Raw genomic sequence first — 19,259 nt, 5'->3', positions numbered from 1 at the left:
GCAGCGATGCGGACTTTGCGGGCGGTCGAGCCCGGAACGGTGGCGCTGCTTGGCGGGCTCGTCGCCGCCAACATCGCCGCATGGGCCTGGGCCTTCACGCTGTTCGGCGACCGGCCGACGGTGATGGCGACGGCCTTGCTGGCCTGGGTGTTCGGCCTGCGTCATGCCGTCGATGCCGATCACATTGCCGCGATCGACAACGTCGTGCGCAAGCTGATGCACGGCGCCGAGACGCCGCGCAGCGTCGGCCTCTATTTCGCGCTCGGCCATTCCACCGTCGTCGTGGTGGCGACCATGCTGCTGGCACTGGGCGTCGTGAGCCTCGGCGGCGACAGCCTGCTCAAGGAGATCGGCGGTCTCATCGGCACCTCAGTCTCGGCGCTGTTCCTGCTTGCGGTTGCCGCGATCAACCTCGTCATTTTCGTCGGCCTGTGGCGGACGTTTCGCGCGGCGCGGGACCAGGGCGTTCACGATGCTGCGCAGCTCGATGCGCTGCTTGCCAGCCGCGGTATTCTGGCCCGGCTGCTCGGCCCGATGTTCCGCCTGGTGACGAAGCCCTGGCACATGTACCCGCTCGGCTTCCTGTTCGGCCTCGGCTTCGACACCGCGACGGAGATCAGCCTGCTCAGCATCTCCGCCAGCGAAGCCGCGCGCGGCGCCTCGCTCGCCGATGTGCTGGTTTTCCCCGCGCTGTTCGCTGCAGGCATGGCGCTGGTCGACACTGCCGATTCCGCGCTGATGGTGAGTGCCTATCGCTGGGCCTTCGTCGATCCCTTGCGCAAGCTCTGGTACAATCTCACGATCACCGGCGCCTCCGTCGCGGTTGCACTGTTCATCGGCGGGATCGAAGCGCTCGGCCTGATCGGCGAGCGGCTCGGTCTCTCCGGCGGCGCATGGGCGCTGATCGAGGCCCTCAACGAGTCGCTTGCCAATGTCGGCTTTGTCGTGATCGCGCTGTTTGCGGTCGCATGGCTCGTCTCGGTCGTGCTCTATCGCCGCATGTTCGCAAACGAGCCTCGCCGCGCCGGCACGAAAGTTTTGGAATGCACCGATGCGACCGAGGCGGCCTGAGCACGGTCGTCACGGCGGCGCTTTGACGGCACTCTCGGTCCTGGCGCTGCTCGCGGATGACGGCCGCGCCTTTGCACAGAGCAATGACACCTCACGCGAACTGCCGCCGGTTGAGGTCAGTGGCGGCGCCGCGCCCGGGCGCAAGATGACGGCCGCATCGCGCCGTGCCGCCAGATCGCCCGCGGCCGGCCGCCGGATCTTCGTGTCTTCCGCGACGGCGCAGGCGTCGGATCCGCGCAGTGCCGGCTCGGGTGCAAGGGCCGCAGCCGGCATGGCCAGCGAGATCACTGTCTCCGGCGACGAGATCAACGCGCGCCCTTTCACACGGCGGGGCGAGGCGCTCGAAGCCGTGCCCGGTCTGATCGTGACGCAGCATTCCGGCGAGGGCAAAGCCAACCAGTATTTCCTGCGCGGGTACAATCTCGACCACGGCACCGATCTGGCGATCATCGTCGACGGCGTCCCCGTCAACATGCGCACCCACGCGCATGGCCAGGGGTATGCCGATCTCAACTGGCTGATCCCGGAAACCATCGCCGCAATGGACGTGCGCAAGGGACCTTACTTCGCCGACGAAGGCGACTTCGCCTCGGTCGGAAGCGTTCACATCGGCCTGATCGACAGCACAAGGCGGCTGGCGCAGGTGAGCGCCGGCAGCTTCGGTTACCGCCGTCTGCTCGGCATGGATTCCGCGAAAGTCGGCGACGGTTCGCTGCTGGTGGCCGGCGAGATCGGTACCTACGACGGCCCGTGGGACAATGCGGACAAATTGCGAAAGCTCAACGGCCTCGTGCGCTACAGCCAGGGCACCGCGACCGACGGTATGTCGATCACCGGCATGGCCTACGTCAACAAATGGAATTCGACCGACCAGGTGCCGCAGCGCGCCATCACCAGCGGCTTGCTCGGCCGTTATGGTTCGGAAGATCCGAGCGACGGTGGTCATGCCAACCGCTTTGCGCTGTCCGGGCGCATCGCGCAGACCGACGACATCGGTTCATGGAAGGCCAACGCCTATCTGGTGAAGAGCCAACTCGACCTCTTCAATAATTTCACTTACTTCCTTGACGATCCCGTGCTCGGCGACCAGTTCCACCAGCACGACGACCGCTTGATGGCGGGCGCCAATGTCTCGCGCACGCTGGACGGCTCCTTGGCCGGCCTGCCGATGCAGACCACCTTCGGTCTGCAATCGCGTTATGATGCGATCGACCTCGCGCTCACCAATACGTTCCGTCGCGGCTTCATCGGCAATATCCGCAGCGACAAGGTCGGCGAGGGCAGCGTCGGGGTCTTTGCCGAAAACACGGTGCGCTGGACCGACTGGCTCAGGACGACGTTGGGCTGGCGGGGCGATTATTACGCCGCCGACGTCACCTCTCTGTTCAACGCCGCAAATTCCGGTCGCGCCGATGCCGCGCTCGGCAGCCCGAAATTCAGGATGGTGCTTGGTCCGTTCAATCATACGGAATTCTTCCTCGGCGCCGGCTACGGCATGCACTCGAACGATGCCCGCGGTGCGACCACGACGGAGGATCCCACCGATCCCGCGACAAGGCTCACGCCGTCGCCGCTCCTGGTGCGCACCAAAGGCGCGGAGGTCGGGGTTCGTAGCAGGATCGTTCCCGGCCTCGAGAGCTCTCTCAGCCTCTTCATCCTGGACCAGGATTCCGAGATCCTGTTCTCCGGCGATGCCGGCGATACCTCGGCAACCCGCGCCAGCCGCCGCTACGGCTTCGAGTGGACCAACCATTACCGGCCGCGGTCCTGGATCGACATCGATGTGGATCTTGCAATGACGCATGCGCGCTTCCGCGGCCATGACGGCGAGCAGGCCGCGGTCTATGCCTCGCTCGCCGGCTATCCCGAGGCGCAAATCGGCAATGCGCCCGGCAACTACATTCCCAATGCCCCGGCGATGGTGGCATCGGCCGGAATAACGCTCGGCGAGAAGACCGGCTGGTTCGGCAGCGCCCGCTGGCGCTATATCGGCGCGAGCCCGTTGACCGAGAACAATGCGTTCCGCTCGCGGCCGACCGGCCTCGCCAACGCGCGGCTCGGCTACCGCAGCGAGAACGGCTGGCGCATCCAGTTCGACGTGCTCAACCTGTTCAACAGCAAGGCGAACCAGATCACCTATGCCTATGGCTCGCTGTTGAAGACCGATAGGCTCTACAATCTCTGCGCCGCCAATGCCGCACCGGCCGCAGTCTGCGGGAACGGCGTGATGGACTATGTGCTGCACCCGGTCGAGCCGATGGCGTTCCGGGTCACTTTGGCCGGGACGTTTTAGGTTTATCGCGCTGGCGCATTGGGCGACCCGCCAAGGCCTTCACGGTTGCTCGGACATCGTCAGGCGGCCGCGTGCTGAATGGCGCGTCCTGCGCGCGGCGATGGCCGGCACGAGCGTCGGCGCCTCCCCGGCGAGGCGGAGCGCAAAATAGGCAATGGTCGCTTGAAGCCCGTCCTTCAATGCCACCCTCGGACGCCATCCCAGGATCTTCTCGGCGGCATCGATCACGGGCTTGCGCCGCCTGGGATCGTCCTTCGGCAGGGGCTCGAAGCGCAGCGGGGAAGCCGATTCGGTGCACGCCAGCACTTCCCGGGCGATGGCCTCGATCGTGACCTCGTGCGGATTACCGAGATTGCACGGACCGCTGACCGAGGCGGGGCTCTCCATCAGGAGCTGAAGCCCCCGCACGAGATCGTCGACGAAGCAGAAGCTGCGCGTCTGCGTACCCTTGCCGTAGATCGTGATCGGCTCGCCACGCAGCGCCTGCACGATGAAGTTGGACACGACGCGGCCGTCATTCTCGAGCATGCGCGGGCCGTAGGTGTTGAAGATGCGCGCGACCTTGATCTCCGTGCCGTGCATCCGCCGATAGTCGAACATCAGCGTCTCCGCGGCCCGCTTGCCTTCGTCGTAACAGGCCCGCGGCCCGACGGGATTGACGTTGCCGAGATAGGATTCCGGCTGCGGATGCACCTCCGGGTCGCCGTAGACCTCGCTGGTGGAGGCCTGAAGAATCCGGGAACCCTTCTGCCGCGCCAGCTCGAGCAGGTTGATCGAGCCGAGCACGCAGGTTTTCATCGTCCCGACCGGATCGACCTGATAGTGGCGGGGCGATGCCGGGCAGGCGAGGCTGTAGATCCGGTCGATCCCGCCCTCGATCTCGATGGGATCGCGCACGTCATGCTCGATGAAGCGGAAGTTCGGATGGTTGAGCAGGGGCCGGATGTTGTCGGTGGTTCCCGTGAACAAATTGTCCAGGCAGATCACCATGCTGCCGCGTTGCAGGAGCGCGTCGCAGAGATGCGATCCGATGAAGCCGGCGCCGCCGGCGACCAGGACCGTCGGCGAGCGGCGGGATGCGTGGATGCGGGTCTGGAGCGTCATGACGTGGCCTTTCAGAGTTGGGCGACCTGCATGGGACGAACGACAGGGAGCGACGCCGTCTTGCGGCGGCGCCGCGCGGCTGCCTCGGCGTAATAGGTCTCCAGCTGCCGTGCGCGATGGTCGGGCGTGTGATCGGCGAGAACCCGCCGCCGCGCGTTGTGTGCGATCGTGCGCCGTTGCTCTTCCGGCATGTCGCGCAGGATCTCGACAACCTCGCGCGGGCTGGTTGCCAGCAGGATTTCCTTCGAGGGCGCGAAGATCGTCTCGATCCCGGGCCACCGGTCCGAGATCACGGGCGTGCCGCAGGCGGCGGCCTCGAACAGCCGGACGCTCGGGGAGAAGCCCAGCGCCTTCATGTCGGCGCGGGTGGCGTTCAGCGTGAAACGCTGCGCCGCGTAGAACTCCGGGTGCTGCTTCGGCGAGAGGTGCTCGATCCGCGTAACGTTGGCGGGCCAGGCGATATTGTCCGGATATTGCGCGCCGGCGACGACGAATTGATCGCTCGGCAGCGTGCGCGCCGGTGCCAGCAGCAGCTCCTCGAGAACGGGCTGCCGGTCCTCGCTGTAGGTCCCGAGATAGCCGAGCGCCCATTTCGGCGGCGCCTGCTTCGGCGCGTAGATCTCCGCGTCTGCGCTGCAGTAAAGCACACGCGCGAGCGGACTGCCGTAGCTCTGCTCGATCATGCCGGGCACCGGTCCGCCGGTGAACGACAGATAGAGATCGAAGCGCGGGATCATTGCCGCCGAGAGATAGTCGAGGCCTTGCTCGAGCCGCGCCAGAGTGACTGGCGTGTCGATGTCGTAGAACGCGGTGATGCCCCTCGCGTGCGTCGTGGTCCATTCGGCGAGCGCGATCCCGTCAGGAACATAAGAGCCGATGATCACCAGATCGGCATCGCGGATCAGCTTGCCGAATTGGCGCGGAACATCTTTCGAAGAATGGTACAATTCGACAGTCCAGGCAGAGGGCTTGGTCAGGTCGCGGTGATCCCGATACCAGGGCACGTCCCGCTCCAGGAACGTGACGCGGTGACCTCGTCGCGCCAGCGCTTCGATCAGGGCGCGGTAGGTCGTGGCATGACCGTTGCCCCAGGACGAAGTGACCGAAAGACCGATGACGACGATGGAGAGGTTCATTCTGCTGCCTCGATTCGGGAGCTGTGGGCGACGAAGAGATCGTTGAACTGGCGGGCGCGCTGCCGGTAAGTGTGCTGGCTGAGGATGCGTGCGCGGGCGCGGCGGGCGATAGACCGGGCCCGCTCGGGATCGAGCGCGGTGAGGTGCTCGGCCACCTCGGCTCCGTCGGCGGCCACCAGCACCTCGCGGCCGGGTTCGAGGAAATGATCGATGCCGGCCCACTCGTCGGTGATCAGGCAGGCGCCGGCGCCGATCGCTTCGAACACCCGCGTCGGCGGTGAGAAGCCATAGCGCGCCATGCTGTCGCGATTGACGTTGAGCGTGGCGAGCGCGGAGCCGAAGAACGCGTTGTGATCGGCGGTGCCGACATGGCCGACCTTGCGCAGATTGGCGGAGGCGTCCTTGTCGTCCCAGCCGGAGCCGCCGAGCACGAAGGACTTTTCGGGCAGATGGCGTGCAACGTCGAGGAAGAAATGCTCGACGCGCCTCTCACGGTCGGGCAGGCGGTTCGCCAGCAGGCTGAGATCGCAGGCAAAGCGCGGATTGGGCGGCGACGGAAAATGCGTGGCCGGATCGAGCGCGTTGTAGATAGGCACGCAGTCCCGCGCGCCCACCGATCGATACGCGGAGACGACGGGCTCGCCGCCGCCATAGGTCAGGACCATGTCGTAGTATGGGATCGCGCGACGCAGATGATGCTGCGGATCGCTTTCCATCGCCTCGAGCGTGGCGGGAGCATCGACGTCCCAATAGATCCGCGTCAGCCGCGAGGGCAGCGCGGCGACGGCGTTCTCCAGCTCGAGATCAAAGACGCCGACGCCGCTGGCCTTGACCAGCATGTCGGCCGATTGTGCGGCTGTGTCGAGCGAGCTGCGCCAGCCGTCGGCGGTCGCGGGATAGACCACCACCCTGGCCCAATCCGGCTCGTCGATGTCGCGATGCGACTGGCGGTCGAAGGCGTCGGGTTCGTAGAAGGTGACCTCGTGGCCGAGCGCCGCGATCTCCTTCAGCATGCCACGGTAGTAGGTGGCAGCGCCGTTCCAGTAGGACGAGACGAGGCTGGATCCGAAGAAGCAGATCTTCATGCGACGGCTCCGATGTCGTGCTGAGGCCGTGCCGAGCGGCTGGAATCCCTGAGGTCGGTGACGATGTCGATGAGCTGCTCGGCGCGGTGGCGGCAGGTATGACGATCCCTGATGACCTTCAGGCCGGTCTCCACCATCGCGGCAGAGAATTCCGGATCGTCGATGACGGACCGAAGCGCATGCTTCATCTGCGCGCCGTCGGCAACGCTGAGATAAGCGCCCTCGGGGAACAGGCCTTCCTCATCCGACCAGGGTGCCGAGACCAGGGGAATGCCGCAGGCCAGCGCCTCGAAGACGCGGATGGTCGGGATGCCCGGCAGCAGGGCGACGTAAGGCCCGCGCGGCACATGGATTGTCGCGCGCGCGCCGGCGAAGGCGACGGGGGCCCAATGCGCGGGCAGCCAGCCGCCATAGCGGATGCCTGCGCTCCTGATGGTGTTGAGTGCGTCATCCGAGTAACGGACGCCATGGACGCTGGCGCGGAGCTTCAGCTCCGCCACGGGCTTGACCAGGAACTCGTTCAGCTCGGCGCTGCGCTCGCCGTCGCCCCAATTGCCGATCCAGACCAGATCATCGGTCCGCTCGACCTGCGGCAGCGGATGATACAATGCGACATCGGCGGCCTCGTGCCAGGTGAAGACCCGGTCGGCCCAGCCCAGCTTCAGATAGATCTGCCGCAGCACCTCGCCGAAGGCGAGCACGCCGTCGAATCCGTCGAGATCGAATTGCGCAAGCTCGTCGGGCGCGCTGACCGCACGGTGATGGGTGTCGTGGAACAGCAGGGTGAAGGACCCGCCTTGCACCCGCCTGCGCCCGATCTGCGCGATCAGATCCGGCGAATTCCATTCATGCACGATGACGAGATCGGCGCCATCAAGCGCCCGCGCCAGATCGAGGCTGGTATCGTAGCGGCGGATGTCGATACCGGAAAAGAGCGCGGGAATGTCGTCCATGGCATGACTGCCGCCTTCCCGGATCGCGTTCAGCCGGCTCCAGCCGTCGATGGGTTCGAACACGACGACCTCGTGCCCGAGCGCATGGAGCTCGCGCGCGTAGCCACGCAGGAAATGCGCGTTGCCGTTGTTCCAGCAGGAGGTGAAGGCATGATAGAACAGGACGCATTTCATGCGCGCACCTCGATTTGGCTGGCCGCCGCGCTCGTGCGGCGCGATGCGATCAGGTCCTGGTAGAGACCGAGATAGGCGCTCGTCATGCGCGTCAACGAATAGGTCAGGGATTGCTCATAGGCGGCGCGCTGCAGCTTTGCCCGGCCGATATCGTCAGCGCAAAGCTCTGCCAGAGCCCGATGCAGCGCGTCGCTGTCGGCGGGATCGACGAACAAGGCGGCGCCGCGCCACAATTCCCTGAAGGTCGGCATGTCAGAGAGGACCAGCGCGCAGCCGGCGGCGGCGGCTTCCAGCACCGAGAGACCGAACGGTTCATAGAGTGCGGGGCTGACGAAGATCGCTGCATGCTGCAAACGCGTCTCCAGCGCCGCGTGCGGCAGCTCTCCGAGCCAACTGACACCCGCGGGCTGACGTGCGTTGATAGGACCGGCCACCTCGACCGGCCAATCCAGCCCGGGCGCGGCGGCGGCGAGTGCTTCGATGTTCTTGGCACGGTCCCACAGCCGTCCTGCCGCGAAAATCACATCCTGCTTTCGCCCAGACGGGGCGCGCGGCGAAATTCCGTTCCAGATCACCGCGCCGCGCGATCGCGGCTGGTAGATCGCCGTGATGTCGTCGTGGAAGGCCCGGCTCGGACAGACCCAGGCCTGCGCCGCGTCGAGCGCGGCGGCGACCCGCTCGCTGTAGCGGCGCCATTTGGGCTCGCCAAGCCAGGCCGTATCGTGGCAGGCGAGTGCCCACGAATTTACGCAGGAATGCGCCACCAGCACTGTCGGGGCCTGCCAGGCAAAGGTCGCCTCGCGGAAGCTGTTGAGATGCACAACGTCGGGCATCAATCTGGCTTCCAGGTTTGCAAGCACGCGCCTTGCGTCGGAAACGTTTTGGCCCTCCGGGTCCTGCCATTCGAGTGCGAGGTCCGTCTCGATCAGGTGAACGCTGGTCTCGTGCAGCATCTGACGCTGATCGACGCGCGCCCGCGGGCCCAGCGTCACCAGCGTGACGTCGGCACCGGACGCAGCGAGACTCGTGGCAAGCGCGCAGGAATAGGTCCACACGCCGCCAACCGTGTCAGTCGTCATCATGATCCTGATGTCGGCGCCACGGTTCATGAGGCCACCTGGAGTTCGAGGCTGTCGAGCGGGACCGGGCGATCGTTCTGCACGTCGCTGAACTGGTCGAACATCGCGAGATAGTGCCGGTGTGCGCGCTCCCAGGCGACGTCGTCGGGCTCGCCCCAGAGCCTGCGGTAGTCGGGAGAGCCGGGATAGGGATAGAGCGGCACCGGATCGTTGGCCCAGACGCCGGCATCCTGCATGGTGCGGCGCCAGCGCTGCACCACGGGATCGTCGTCCTCGGGCACCTCGATCAGGTTGGCCTGCACGAAGGGGACGTGGCGGCGGGCTTCGACCAGCCGGTCGGCGAGCTGATCCGTCGTCATCTTGCAATTCTTGGCGAGGGCCGCGCGCCCTTCCACGGTGAGGCTCTCGATGCCGGCTTCGATCGAGACGCAGCCGGCGCGCCCGAGCAGGGCGAGCATGTCGGGCTTCCAGAGGTCGATCCGCGTCTGCACGCCGAACTTCAGCCCGCGCGTCGTCAAGCCTTCCAAAAGTTCGCGATTGGGAAGAAAGATCTCGTCGATGAAGTAGACGTACTCGATGCCATGGCGGCGCAGACGATCGATCTCTCCGAGAATGACGGCGGGCGGCCGCTTGCGATAGGCGTTGCGGAAATTCTCCTTGGCGCAGAACGTGCAGTTGTAGGGGCAGCCGCGCGAGGCCTCCACCTCGGCTCCCGGTGCGGTCGGCGCGGCCTCGAAGCGGTGATGATGGTGATGGTGACGCCGGATCATATCCTCCGGCCAGTCGAGCGCGGGCTGGTCGCTGAACGCGACCGCCTGGGGTCCGCCATTGACCCGGAGCGAAGCACCGTCGGCGAAGCACAGGCCGGGAATGTCTCGCTCGCCATTGGCGAGACGCAGCAGGGACGCCTCGCACTCGCCCATCACGACGATATCGACGCCAAGCTTCCTCAGGGCGGTCTTCGGCGTACTCGAACCATGCGGGCCGACCGCGATCAGGGTCGGCGCAAGGTCCCGCACCGCGATGGCGAGTTGCTGCGGCACGCGCAGCTCGGGCGGCGCGCAGCGCCAGAACAGATAGGTCGGTGCGGTGGTGAAGACGATCTGGTCGGGATCAAAGGCGCGCAGCTCGGCCTCGATCTCAGCGAGGGAGAGATCGAACATATGCGCATCGAGCAGCAACGTGTCGTGGCCGGCCGCCTTCAGATAGTGCTCGGAGATGCCGAGCTCGAGCGGCAGGTGAGGCGAGCGGCAGCCGAAATAGATGCTGCCCGAAAAATCCCAGTTCGGATTGATGAGGGCGACCCGCGTCATGCCAGGGCCTCGCTTCTATTCTGTGATCCGAAGCGGCTGTCGAGCCAGGTGTGGAGCGAGCGCAGGCCATCGGCGAGAGGCATTTGCGGCGTCCAGCCGAGCGCGGTGGCGAGCGCCCGCGTGTCGGTCACGTACCAGGGCTGATCGCCCGGTCGCCAGTCCGCAAAGCGATAGCTGACCTTGCGGCCCGTCAGCTCGGTGATGCGGTCGATCAACTCGAGCAGGCTGATCGCATTCGCCGGACCGCCGCCGAGATTGAAGACGCGCCCGCGCGCCAGCGCGATGTGGTCGAGCGCCGCGAGCCAGGCGCTCACCGCGTCCGACACGTGCAGCGCGTCGCGGACCTGCTTGCCGTCGCCATAGATCGTCAGCGGATTGCCGCTTATGGCGCTGAGCAGGAAGTGTGCGATCCAGCCCTGGTCCTCGGTGCCGAACTGCCGCGGCCCGTAGATGCAGCTCATGCGCATCACCACGGTCTGCAGCCCGAACACCCGGGCATAATCGTGGACGTATTGATCGGCGGTGCCCTTGGAGCAACCATAGGGGCTGTAGAAATCGAGCGGGGCGTTCTCCGAAATGCCGCCGGCGAGCAGATCGTTGACCGGCGTGTAGCGACGGCCGGTGAGCGCGATCTCGCTGTCCTCGATCAGGCGCCCGTAGACCTTGTTGGTCGAGGCGAAGATCACTGGCGCTGAGGCGTTGTGCAGGCGGACGGCTTCGAGCACGTTCAGCGTGCCACGGGCGTTGATCTCGAAATCGGCCGAGGGATCGCTGACGCTGTCGGTCACGGCGACCTGGGCCGCGAGGTGCAGCACGGCGCGTGCCTCGCGCACGGCGTCGATCACCGGAATGGGGTCGCGGATATCCGCCACCGTGATCGCGACGCGCTCGCCATGCCGGGATTTCAGCCATTGCGCGTTCTCGCGCACGCCGGCGCGGGCGAGATTGTCCAGCACCAGCACACGGTCGCCGCGCTCGGCCAGACGGTCGGCGAGATTGCAGCCGATGAAGCCGCAGCCGCCGGTGACCAGGACAGGTCTGTTGTCTTGTTCACTCATCACGCGACCAACCCTCGTTGCAGCAGCTCACGGGTCGCCCGCTCCGCCTGATCGTCGGCGATCTGGTCGGCGAGGTACCCGGCGAGCTCTTCGAGCCCGTCCTTGAACGCGACATGCGGCTCGAAGCCGAGCAGGTCGCGTGATTTGCCGATGTCGGCGAAGCAGTGCCGGATGTCGCCAGCACGGTATTTCCGTGTGATCTCGGCAGCGATCTCACACCGTCCCATCACCTGGGCAAGATCCTCGGCTACCGACAGAATGGTGCGGCTCTGGCCCGAGCCGACGTTGAAGACGTCCTGGGCGTGGTCGGATTCGAGCGCCATGCGGCAGGCGCGGGCGACATCGTGCACGTGGACGAAGTCGCGCCGCTGCAGGCCGTCTTCGAAGACGAGCGGCGGCCGGCCATTGAGCAGCCGCGCGGCGAAGATGGCCAGCACCCCGGTATAGGGATTCGACAGCGCTTGCCGCGGACCGAACACGTTGAAGAAGCGCAAGCCGACCGTCGGAATGCCGTAGGCCTTGCCCGTGATCAGGCACATCCGCTCCTGCGCATATTTGTTCAGCGCGTAGATCGAGCTCAAAGACGGCTGCTTGGTCTCAGGCGTAGGCACGGGATCGAGCGCATGGCCTGCATGATCCCGCAGTTCCCACTCTCCTTGGCGAAGCTGCCCGATCGGTCGTTCGTCGCAAGCCACGACGTTGCCGACGGCATCACGATACAGGCCCTCGCCGTAGATGCTCATCGAGGACGCCACCACCAGCCGTGCGACCGGTCGCTTCGCCAGCGCCTGCAGCAGCACGGCGGTGCCGAGCTCGTTCGTCCTGACATAGGGCTCGATGTCGTACATGCTCTGACCGACGCCGACGGCGGAGGCGAGATGCAGGACCATGTCGGCGCCGCGCAAGGCCTGTTCGACGGCGACGCTGTCCGTGACGTCGCCGACCACGAGCTCGGCATCGTCCGCGAGATAAGCGGGCCGCTGACGGTTGCCGCCATGGACCTGCGGAGAGAGATTGTCGAGAAGGCGGACCTCATAGCCAGCCGCAAGCAGCACGTCGGCCGTATGCGAACCGATGAATCCCGCGCCTCCGGTAATCAATACTCGCGTCATTCACCGCTCCGTGCCGCATGGGACCGATCCGTTCGGGACCAGCCGATGATGAGAGTTGAAGCGCGCCTTTGCTTGGTCGGGCGACCTGCGCGCCAGTCACGTCTGGGAGTTAGAAGCGGTGCAAGGAATGTTCGTTCCTGCGAAACCTACAAACGAAAATTTCTCTAACCTGGATCAATAACCCAAGTGAATCCCAGCTAGAATCCCGGCTAGAAATGCGCGCCATGAAGTGGCGCCGGCAGGTCGAGATGTCTTGCAACCGTCGCGCCGATGTCGGCAAAGCCGGCGCGTCGGCCGATCGGAGCCGTTGACTGCGCGGTCCACGCCAGGATCGGGACCTGCTCGCGCGTATGATCGGTGCCGCTCCAGGTCGGATCGCAGCCATGATCGGCGGTGATGATGAGGAGATCGTCGCTTCGCAGCCGGCTCAGCAGCTCGGGGAGGCGGGCGTCGAAAGCTTCGAGCGCCGCTGCGTAGCCGGCGACGTCGCGGCGGTGGCCGTAGAGCGTGTCGAAATCGATGAAGTTGGCGAACAAAAGCCCGCCTTCTGCAAGGCCTCCAAGCCCATCGAGCGTGGCATCGAACAGCGCTGCATTGCCGTCGCCGCGCAGGTTTCTCCCGGTGCCGCGATGAGCGAAGATGTCGTCGATCTTGCCGATCGTGACGATGTCGCGGCCGGCAGTCTCTGCAAGGTCGAGGATGGTTCGCTCGGGCGGCGGAACCGAGAAATCGCGCCGGTGCGAGCTGCGCTTGAAATTGCCTGCGTCCGTTCCGACGAACGGACGCGCGATGACGCGGCCGATGTTCAGGGGATCGACCAGCCGTCTCGCGATCGTGCAAACGTCGTAAAGCCGCTCAAGCCCGAACGTCTCCTCGTGCGCCGCGATCTGGAACACGCTGTCGGCCGAGGTGTAGCAGATCGGCTCGCCGCTGCGCATGTGGCGCTCGCCGAATTCGGCGATGATGTGGGTGCCGGAGGCGTGGCAATTGCCGAGGATGCCGGGCAGTCCGGCTTGTTCGCACAGCTTTGTTACGAGATCGCGCGGGAAGCAGGGCTGGATCTTTGGAAAATAGCCCCAGTCGAACGCGACAGGCACGCCGGCGATCTCCCAATGGCCGGATGGCGTGTCCTTGCCCCTCGATATCTCGCTGGCGCATCCATGGCGCGCACCCTGAACCCGGCCGTCGAGCCCGGGCGGGACGCGCCCCGTCGCAAGGCGGCAGGCCTCGCCGAGGCCGAGCACCACGAGATTTGGCAGGCACAGCGGCCCCTCCCGCTGCGGACTATTGGCACGCCCGGCCATGCATGCATCCGCAATGTGGCCGATGGTGTCGGCACCTTCGTCGCCGTAATTGGCGGCGTCGGGCGCGGCGCCGATTCCGACGGAATCCATCACCAGGATCAGGGCACGCATGTCGGCTCCCTGATCGGCGGGGAGACGCCACTAGAGGAGGCGAGACCGGTCTTCGTGCAATAGCGCTCGACCATCTGCGCGCAGAAATCGGCGAACTCGTTCACGTCGAGCGGCGGGCTGGTGTGATGCGGTTCGAGACCGCGGTGTTCCGGCGTGAAGCAGAACGTCACAGTGATCTCGAACTCGGCCAGCGCATCCATCTGGCGGTCGAACCAGTCCAGTGCGTTGGGGCGGAAGCTGTCGGCCCATGACAGGCCGGTCCGCAAGTGCCGCACGCCGAACCGTCGCATCCAGCGCACGGCGTCATCGAGACGATGGTCCTCGAAATGAAACCACTGGCAGAGGCCCATGTCGGCGGCGTATTGGCCGAACAGCTCCGCCGCGGCTTTCGGCGTTCCATCCTCGCGCAGCAGGCCCATGTGGAAATGCCGGTAATAGGAGGACCCCTCGGCCTCCTTGTGCCGCGTGGTCGCCTCCCAGGCCGAAGGGAGATCATAGAGGCTGTACCAGTGGATGCGCGGCGCGCGGCCGATCAGAAGGTCGGCGGTGCGCGACAGGCCCCAGGCTTGCACCTCCTCGGCGCCGAACGAGGAGACGCCGACCTCGGTCACCCAGACCGGGAGCGAGGTAACAGCCTTGATCTCCTCGATCTTGGCCGGCCATTCTCCGATCTGCCATAAATTCCAGTCGAGCGGAAAGCCGTGCACGGCGACGGCGTCGACGTGATCGAGCACGCCACGCGCCTGCATGCTGCGCATGAAGGACGGGTCGATCGGCGAAATGCCGCCGAGCACGCGCGGCAAGGTCGGATGCGCGCTGCGGATGGCCTTGCCGGCCGCGAGCGCCAGGTTGGCAAACATCGCCCAGTCCGGGTCGATCAGGAGGTCCCAATGCGACTTGTTGTTGGGCTCGTTCCAGATCTTGGCCGCCTCGATCATCGGCTCGCCTCCCGTGACGGATAAACCGGCCCGTCGACCTGCGGCCGCGTCGTGCGCTTGCACAGATAGACCTCCTCTTCCGGATGGGCCGCGATGGCAAAGCCGGCGCTGCGCAGCATGGCCTCGACGCAGGCGCGATTGGGCACCCACCAATTGGTGGGGTCGTCGGCATATTTGTGCTCGATGAAGTGCAGCTTCGGGTAGCCGGAGGAATCGAACTGATCGGTAGTCCAGAAGTCGTAATTCTTCTCGATCGCATCGATCCGGCTGTCGCCGCGCAGCATCGACTGAAACAGGAGGAGATCGCCGGCGACGTGCTCATGGATCAGGTCCAGCGCCAGCAGCGGGTGTCGCAGATGATAGAGCACGCCCATGAAGATCACGAGGTCGAACTTTTCGCGCAGCTGCCCGACATCATAGGCCGACATCTTGCGGAATTCGATCCTGAGCCCGTTCACCTCGGCCGCGAAGCGGGCCTGGGCCAGATATTCTTCGTCGGTGTCGAGGCCGAGCACGCGTTCGGCGCCGCGCCGCTTCATCTCCATGGCGTAGAAGCCGGCATTGCAGCCGATATCGAGCACGGTCTTGCCTTCGAGCCGGTCCGGAATGATGCCGGAGAAGCGCTGCCACTTCACATTGGGGTAGTCGCCGAGAAAGTGCGACGGCGCTGTCGGCACGCCCTTGAGGTCGAGATTGTGAAACCATGGCCCCAGCGCATCGACGCGCTGGCGGATTTCCTCGCGGGAGAGGGCGCCTCTGGTCATGCAATCGCTCCGTTATTCATTGAGACCGGCCGGGCCCCGTCCGATGAGGCGCGGGTCCGCGACTTGGAACGGCCCTCGACGCCCTCGGCGAGCAGGGCCATTGCCGTGCGATAGCCGTCGATGGTGCCGACATCGACGTAGGATTCGCCGGCCTTGACCCCGATGCCGTTGCCGCCGGCCGAAAGGTACGCATTGACCAGCGTCCCGAAATATTCGTCGCGGCGTTCGCGTGCGTGCCACAGCGCCTGGAGCTGGCGGAAGCCGTGGGCCGACATCTTGAAAGCACCCCAGATCCAGCGCGAGGCTGCATTCGGCTGCTTGACCTGGATCTCCGTCACCTGCTCGCCGTCCAGCACCACCGCATCGAAGAATTCGGGGTGCTCGACCGGGAACAGCAGGAACGAGAGGTCTGCCTCGGGCAGGGATTGCAGGGCCGCCTTGGGAAACCACACCGTGTCGGGCAAGCCGACCATGACGTCTTCGTGCCGCCCGACGACGGTGCTTGCCCTGAACACCGCGTCGCACAGGCCGGAGGCTTCAGGCTGCACCACATAGGCGAGCTCGGCGCTGCCGTAGTGGTCGCCGAAATATTCGAGGATGTCGGACTTGCCGGGCGAGATCACGAAGCAGATCTTGTCCGCGCCGCCGAGGATGAGGCGCTCCAGCAGATATTCGGAGACCGCGCAGGGACGGTCGGTACCGTCGTCATGCCGGCTGCCGACCGGCAGCAATTCCTTCGAGAACGCAAGCGGCTGGATACGGCTGCCGCGGCCCGCGGCCGGAACGATGCCCCACATGATCAGGCCTCCTCGATTTGTTGCCGGCTGACCCGGCTCGACGCAATCTGCTCGAGCATCGAGATCAGTTCACGCGCCCGCTTGTCGGATGTGTGCTGGTCCATGGTGCGCTCATAGGCGCGCAGGGCCATGCGCCTGAGCTCGGCATCCGGCATCGCGAGTGCGGCAAGCGCGTCGTGCTCGTCGCGTGCGATCAGGATCTCTTCTCCGGGCGCGAAGAAGTCCGCTATTCCGGGCCAGTCGTCGCTCATCAGCGGGGCACCGCAGGCCGCGGCCTCGAACAGCCGGCCGGACGGGCACCAGCCCATCTCCGCCATGGCCCGGCGGGTGACGTTGAGGGTCAGCCGCGATGAGGCAAAGAACGGCGCGTGCTCGGACGGCGGCAGGTGCCGCACGAAATAGATGTTGGGCGACCATGGGAAATCGTCCGGATATTGCGCGCCGCCGATCAGGAAGCGGAGATCCTTGCGTGCCCGCGCAGGCGCAACGAAAAGCGCCTCGAGCGTGTGCTGGCGGTCTTCGGAATAGGTGCCGAGATAGGACAAATCGGCGCGATAATGCGGCTGCGGCGCGACCGGATGGTGGATGTCTGTGTCGACATGTCCATAAAGCGGCCGGGTGTCGCGCGCGCCGAGCCTGTTGCGGAATTCGTCCGCAACGCGAGGCCCGCCGGTAAAGCTGAGCACCAGCGCAAAGTCCCGCAGGCCGCGCGGGCCGATATAGGGGACAGCCTCGCCGGCGATGAGCCTTGCCAGCGTGACCGGCGTATCGAGGTCGTAGAACACGGGAACAGCACGACCCTCGGCGAGAATCAGCTCGGTCGCGGCGATCGCATCGGGACAATAGGAGGTCACGATCGCGACGTCGGCGTCACGGATTTCGGCGCTTGCCGCCTGCCGCACATCGTCCCAGTTCGCGAACAGCCGAAGCGCGCCGCCCGGCAATTCGTAGAGATCCCGGGCACCGGCATAATAGGGCACGTCGCGCTCGAAGAAGACGACGCCGTGCCCCGAACGCGCGAGATGCTTGCAGAGGCCGCGCCACAGGGTGGCGTGACCGTTGCCCCAGGACGAGGAGATTGTCAGGCCGAAGATGACGATCTTCACGCCGGCACCCGCTGGTTGATCCCGGTGATCTTCATGCCGCTTCTGTCGGCGCGGAGCGTGCTGATGCTGGCCGGGTCGATCTCGATCGAAAGAAACCGGTCGAGCGGCGTGCGCGAATAGTGCAGCAGCGCGGCGCGGATCGGCTCGGCGTGGCTGACGACGATGACAGCGCCGAGATTGCGATCGCCGCGCAGCTGCTCCAGATGAGCCACAACTCGGTTCTGAAGCGACCGCATGCTCTCGCCGCCGGGCGGGCGGCTGGTGCCGCGCCGCCCATTCCAGCGCGACCATCGCCGATCCGGCGCCAACTCGTCGAACGATCGCCCGGTCCATTCGCCATAATCGAGTTCGTCGAGGGCGGGAACGATCTCGACCGGCAGCCTGAAATGTGCGGCGAGGATGCAGGCCGACTGCATGCAGCGCCGTTGCGGGCTGGACTGAATGAGCGATGGCCGCCGCGCGATGGTGCCGGCACAGCGCGCCATTTCCTCACAGCCGAGATCGTCGAGCTCGACGCCCTTCATCCTGCCGCACAGGATGCGGCCGAGCAGGGCATGATGACCGTGGCGGACGAGATGGATGATCCCGGCCATCACGCAAACGCCTTGTCGTCGATGAAGGCGCGCGTCCGCCGTCCGGCCTCTTCGTCGGTGAACTGCTGCGGCGGCGATTTCATGAAATAGCTCGAAGGGCCGGTCAGCGCTCCGGCCTGGCCGCGGTCCATGGCGAGCTTGGCACAGCGCACCGCGTCGATCACGACGCCCGCCGAATTCGGGGAGTCCCAGACCTCGAGCTTGACCTCGGCGCTCAGGGGAACGCCGCCGAACGTCGTTCCCTCCAGGCGGATGAAGGCGAGCTTGCGATCGGTGAGCCACGGCACGTGGTCGCTCGGTCCGACATGGATGTTGTCGGGGTCCATGGGGACGTCGAACTGGCTGGTCACGGCCTGGGTCTTGGAGATCTTCTTCGAGGCCAGCCGCTCGCGCTCGAGCATGTTCTTGAAATCGGTGTTGCCGCCGACATTGAGCTGGTAAGTGCGGTCGAGCCGCACCCCGCGATCGCGGAACAGATTGGCGAGCACGCGATGCAGGATGGTGGCACCGACCTGGCTCTTGATGTCGTCGCCGACGATCGGCAGGCCGGCCTCCTCGAAGCGGCGCCGCCATTCGGGATTGGAGGCGATGAAGACCGGAATGCAATTGACGTAGCCGCAGCCGGCCTCGATGGCGCGCGCCGCATACCATTCGCTGGCGCGCTGCGAGCCGACCGGAAGATAGGAGACCAGAACGTCGGTGCGGGACATCGCCAGCACTTCGGACACGTCGGCCTCCGGCACGTCCGCAATCGGAACGTCGTCGGTGAGATAATGCCCGATGCCGTCCAGGACCGGTCCGCGCTGCACGATCACGCCTGTCGGCGCGACGTCGGAGAAACGGTGCGTGTTGTTGGGCGAGGCGAAGATCGCATCGGCGACGTCGCGGCCGACCTTGTTGGCGTTGACGTCGAACGCCGAAGCGATCTGGATATCGCTGATATGGTAACCGCCGAGATCCGCGTTCATTAGCCCCGGGACCGGCTCGTTCGACTTGGCGTTCCGGTAGTAGGTGAGGCCCTGGACGAAGGAGCTCGCGCAATTGCCGACGCCGACGAGTCCGACGCGCACGCGGCGCCTGTGTTGGAGACGAGAATGCATGGAATGAAGCCCTCCGGAAAACGCGCGGCGTCGGTGCAAGAGTCGGTGTAAGTACGTCGGCGAACGTGTGGAAGGTATGTTCGTTCCTGGGAAGGAGATGCGAGCGGCACGCCGTGGGCCGATTCATCGCGACAAAATGCGACGCGCTTAACATGGGATAAAGTCCCG

17 protein-coding genes are annotated in these 19,259 nt (G+C 65.7%); 2 read left to right on the top strand and 15 right to left on the bottom strand.

Annotated features, from left to right (window positions below; all coding sequences use genetic code 11):
* Positions 1 to 6: 6 nt before the first annotated feature.
* Together I6F16_RS04810 and I6F16_RS04805 are read left to right on the top strand one after the other, a co-directional pair.
* A complete protein-coding gene (locus I6F16_RS04810) occupies positions 7 to 1,071 on the top strand; it encodes a HoxN/HupN/NixA family nickel/cobalt transporter (protein WP_225111862.1) in 1,065 nt (354 codons plus the stop codon).
* Positions 1,052 to 3,364 (top strand): TonB-dependent receptor, encoded by a 2,313-nt coding sequence (locus I6F16_RS04805; RefSeq protein WP_225111863.1) that lies wholly within the window; start codon positions 1,052 to 1,054, stop codon positions 3,362 to 3,364. Before I6F16_RS04810 ends, I6F16_RS04805 begins: the two co-directional genes overlap by 20 nt.
* A 39-nt stretch (positions 3,365 to 3,403) precedes the next feature.
* Here the strand turns inward: I6F16_RS04805 and I6F16_RS04800 are convergent, their stop codons facing one another.
* The 15 genes from I6F16_RS04800 to I6F16_RS04730 form a co-directional block, all read right to left on the bottom strand.
* Positions 3,404 to 4,468 carry a UDP-glucuronic acid decarboxylase family protein gene (locus I6F16_RS04800; protein WP_225111864.1) on the bottom strand — a complete coding sequence of 355 codons (1,065 nt, stop codon included), beginning with the start codon at positions 4,466 to 4,468 and terminating at the stop codon, positions 3,404 to 3,406.
* Positions 4,469 to 4,479: 11 nt separating this feature from the next.
* Positions 4,480 to 5,604, bottom strand: a complete 1,125-nt coding sequence (locus tag I6F16_RS04795) for a glycosyltransferase (RefSeq protein ID WP_225111865.1) — start codon at positions 5,602 to 5,604, stop codon at positions 4,480 to 4,482.
* Positions 5,601 to 6,689, bottom strand: coding sequence for a glycosyltransferase (locus I6F16_RS04790; RefSeq protein ID WP_036034785.1), 1,089 nt, complete (start codon positions 6,687 to 6,689; stop codon positions 5,601 to 5,603). The genes I6F16_RS04795 and I6F16_RS04790 overlap by 4 nt, the downstream gene beginning before the upstream one ends.
* Positions 6,686 to 7,816, bottom strand: coding sequence for a glycosyltransferase (locus I6F16_RS04785; protein WP_225111866.1), 1,131 nt, complete (start codon positions 7,814 to 7,816; stop codon positions 6,686 to 6,688). The genes I6F16_RS04790 and I6F16_RS04785 overlap by 4 nt, the downstream gene beginning before the upstream one ends.
* Positions 7,813 to 8,925: a glycosyltransferase family 4 protein gene (locus I6F16_RS04780; RefSeq protein ID WP_225111867.1), complete on the bottom strand. Its 1,113-nt coding sequence runs from the start codon at positions 8,923 to 8,925 to the stop codon at positions 7,813 to 7,815. The genes I6F16_RS04785 and I6F16_RS04780 overlap by 4 nt, the downstream gene beginning before the upstream one ends.
* Positions 8,922 to 10,208 carry a TIGR04295 family B12-binding domain-containing radical SAM protein gene (locus I6F16_RS04775; protein WP_225111868.1) on the bottom strand — a complete coding sequence of 429 codons (1,287 nt, stop codon included), beginning with the start codon at positions 10,206 to 10,208 and terminating at the stop codon, positions 8,922 to 8,924. The genes I6F16_RS04780 and I6F16_RS04775 overlap by 4 nt, the downstream gene beginning before the upstream one ends.
* Entirely contained in the window at positions 10,205 to 11,266 is a 1,062-nt protein-coding gene (locus I6F16_RS04770) for an SDR family NAD(P)-dependent oxidoreductase (RefSeq protein ID WP_225111869.1), read from the bottom strand. Before I6F16_RS04770 ends, I6F16_RS04775 begins: the two co-directional genes overlap by 4 nt.
* The gene (locus tag I6F16_RS04765; protein WP_036023669.1) at positions 11,266 to 12,378 is read right to left on the bottom strand and encodes an NAD-dependent epimerase/dehydratase family protein; all 1,113 of its coding nucleotides are present in this window, start codon (positions 12,376 to 12,378) and stop codon (positions 11,266 to 11,268) included. The genes I6F16_RS04770 and I6F16_RS04765 overlap by 1 nt, the downstream gene beginning before the upstream one ends.
* Positions 12,379 to 12,587: 209 nt before the next feature.
* Positions 12,588 to 13,793, bottom strand: coding sequence for a phosphopentomutase (locus I6F16_RS04760; RefSeq protein WP_225111870.1), 1,206 nt, complete (start codon positions 13,791 to 13,793; stop codon positions 12,588 to 12,590).
* On the bottom strand, positions 13,781 to 14,731 hold the full coding sequence (locus I6F16_RS04755) for a beta-xylosidase (protein ID WP_036005069.1): 951 nt from the start codon (positions 14,729 to 14,731) through the stop codon (positions 13,781 to 13,783). The genes I6F16_RS04760 and I6F16_RS04755 overlap by 13 nt, the downstream gene beginning before the upstream one ends.
* Positions 14,728 to 15,495, bottom strand: a complete 768-nt coding sequence (locus I6F16_RS04750; RefSeq protein ID WP_225111871.1) for a TIGR04290 family methyltransferase — start codon at positions 15,493 to 15,495, stop codon at positions 14,728 to 14,730. Before I6F16_RS04750 ends, I6F16_RS04755 begins: the two co-directional genes overlap by 4 nt.
* Complete coding sequence (locus I6F16_RS04745; RefSeq protein WP_036023674.1) at positions 15,492 to 16,292, bottom strand: nucleotidyltransferase family protein; 801 nt, start codon at positions 16,290 to 16,292, stop codon at positions 15,492 to 15,494. The genes I6F16_RS04750 and I6F16_RS04745 overlap by 4 nt, the downstream gene beginning before the upstream one ends.
* Before the next feature lie 2 nt (positions 16,293 to 16,294).
* Positions 16,295 to 17,398, bottom strand: a complete 1,104-nt coding sequence (locus tag I6F16_RS04740) for a glycosyltransferase (RefSeq protein ID WP_225111872.1) — start codon at positions 17,396 to 17,398, stop codon at positions 16,295 to 16,297.
* Positions 17,395 to 17,991: a histidine phosphatase family protein gene (locus I6F16_RS04735; RefSeq protein WP_225111873.1), complete on the bottom strand. Its 597-nt coding sequence runs from the start codon at positions 17,989 to 17,991 to the stop codon at positions 17,395 to 17,397. Before I6F16_RS04735 ends, I6F16_RS04740 begins: the two co-directional genes overlap by 4 nt.
* Complete coding sequence (locus tag I6F16_RS04730) at positions 17,991 to 19,091, bottom strand: inositol-3-phosphate synthase (protein ID WP_036005055.1); 1,101 nt, start codon at positions 19,089 to 19,091, stop codon at positions 17,991 to 17,993. Before I6F16_RS04730 ends, I6F16_RS04735 begins: the two co-directional genes overlap by 1 nt.
* Between the last annotated feature and the right edge of the window lie 168 nt (positions 19,092 to 19,259).

This window comes from Bradyrhizobium sp. IC4060 (assembly GCF_020193715.1).
GTDB lineage: Bacteria > Pseudomonadota > Alphaproteobacteria > Rhizobiales > Xanthobacteraceae > Bradyrhizobium > Bradyrhizobium yuanmingense.
The sequence above is the reverse complement of the archived record's forward strand: the minus strand, read 5'-3'. Positions and strand labels throughout refer to the sequence as shown.

What these genes read in the sequence shown, in the direction of transcription:
- I6F16_RS04810 (WP_225111862.1), top strand. Translation starts at nt 7, where the DNA reads ATGCGGACTTTGCGGGCGGTCGAGCCCGGAACGGTGGCGCTGCTTGGC.
- I6F16_RS04805 (WP_225111863.1), top strand. Translation starts at nt 1,052, where the DNA reads ATGCGACCGAGGCGGCCTGAGCACGGTCGTCACGGCGGCGCTTTGACG.
- I6F16_RS04745 (WP_036023674.1), bottom strand. Translation starts at nt 16,292, where the DNA reads ATGTGGGGCATCGTTCCGGCCGCGGGCCGCGGCAGCCGTATCCAGCCG.
- I6F16_RS04795 (WP_225111865.1), bottom strand. Translation starts at nt 5,604, where the DNA reads ATGAACCTCTCCATCGTCGTCATCGGTCTTTCGGTCACTTCGTCCTGG.
- I6F16_RS04750 (WP_225111871.1), bottom strand. Translation starts at nt 15,495, where the DNA reads ATGACCAGAGGCGCCCTCTCCCGCGAGGAAATCCGCCAGCGCGTCGAT.
- I6F16_RS04770 (WP_225111869.1), bottom strand. Translation starts at nt 11,266, where the DNA reads ATGAGTGAACAAGACAACAGACCTGTCCTGGTCACCGGCGGCTGCGGC.
- I6F16_RS04775 (WP_225111868.1), bottom strand. Translation starts at nt 10,208, where the DNA reads ATGACGCGGGTCGCCCTCATCAATCCGAACTGGGATTTTTCGGGCAGC.
- I6F16_RS04800 (WP_225111864.1), bottom strand. Translation starts at nt 4,468, where the DNA reads ATGACGCTCCAGACCCGCATCCACGCATCCCGCCGCTCGCCGACGGTC.
- I6F16_RS04790 (WP_036034785.1), bottom strand. Translation starts at nt 6,689, where the DNA reads ATGAAGATCTGCTTCTTCGGATCCAGCCTCGTCTCGTCCTACTGGAAC.
- I6F16_RS04785 (WP_225111866.1), bottom strand. Translation starts at nt 7,816, where the DNA reads ATGAAATGCGTCCTGTTCTATCATGCCTTCACCTCCTGCTGGAACAAC.
- I6F16_RS04760 (WP_225111870.1), bottom strand. Translation starts at nt 13,793, where the DNA reads ATGCGTGCCCTGATCCTGGTGATGGATTCCGTCGGAATCGGCGCCGCG.
- I6F16_RS04735 (WP_225111873.1), bottom strand. Translation starts at nt 17,991, where the DNA reads ATGGCCGGGATCATCCATCTCGTCCGCCACGGTCATCATGCCCTGCTC.
- I6F16_RS04730 (WP_036005055.1), bottom strand. Translation starts at nt 19,091, where the DNA reads ATGCATTCTCGTCTCCAACACAGGCGCCGCGTGCGCGTCGGACTCGTC.
- I6F16_RS04755 (WP_036005069.1), bottom strand. Translation starts at nt 14,731, where the DNA reads ATGATCGAGGCGGCCAAGATCTGGAACGAGCCCAACAACAAGTCGCAT.
- I6F16_RS04765 (WP_036023669.1), bottom strand. Translation starts at nt 12,378, where the DNA reads ATGACGCGAGTATTGATTACCGGAGGCGCGGGATTCATCGGTTCGCAT.
- I6F16_RS04780 (WP_225111867.1), bottom strand. Translation starts at nt 8,925, where the DNA reads ATGAACCGTGGCGCCGACATCAGGATCATGATGACGACTGACACGGTT.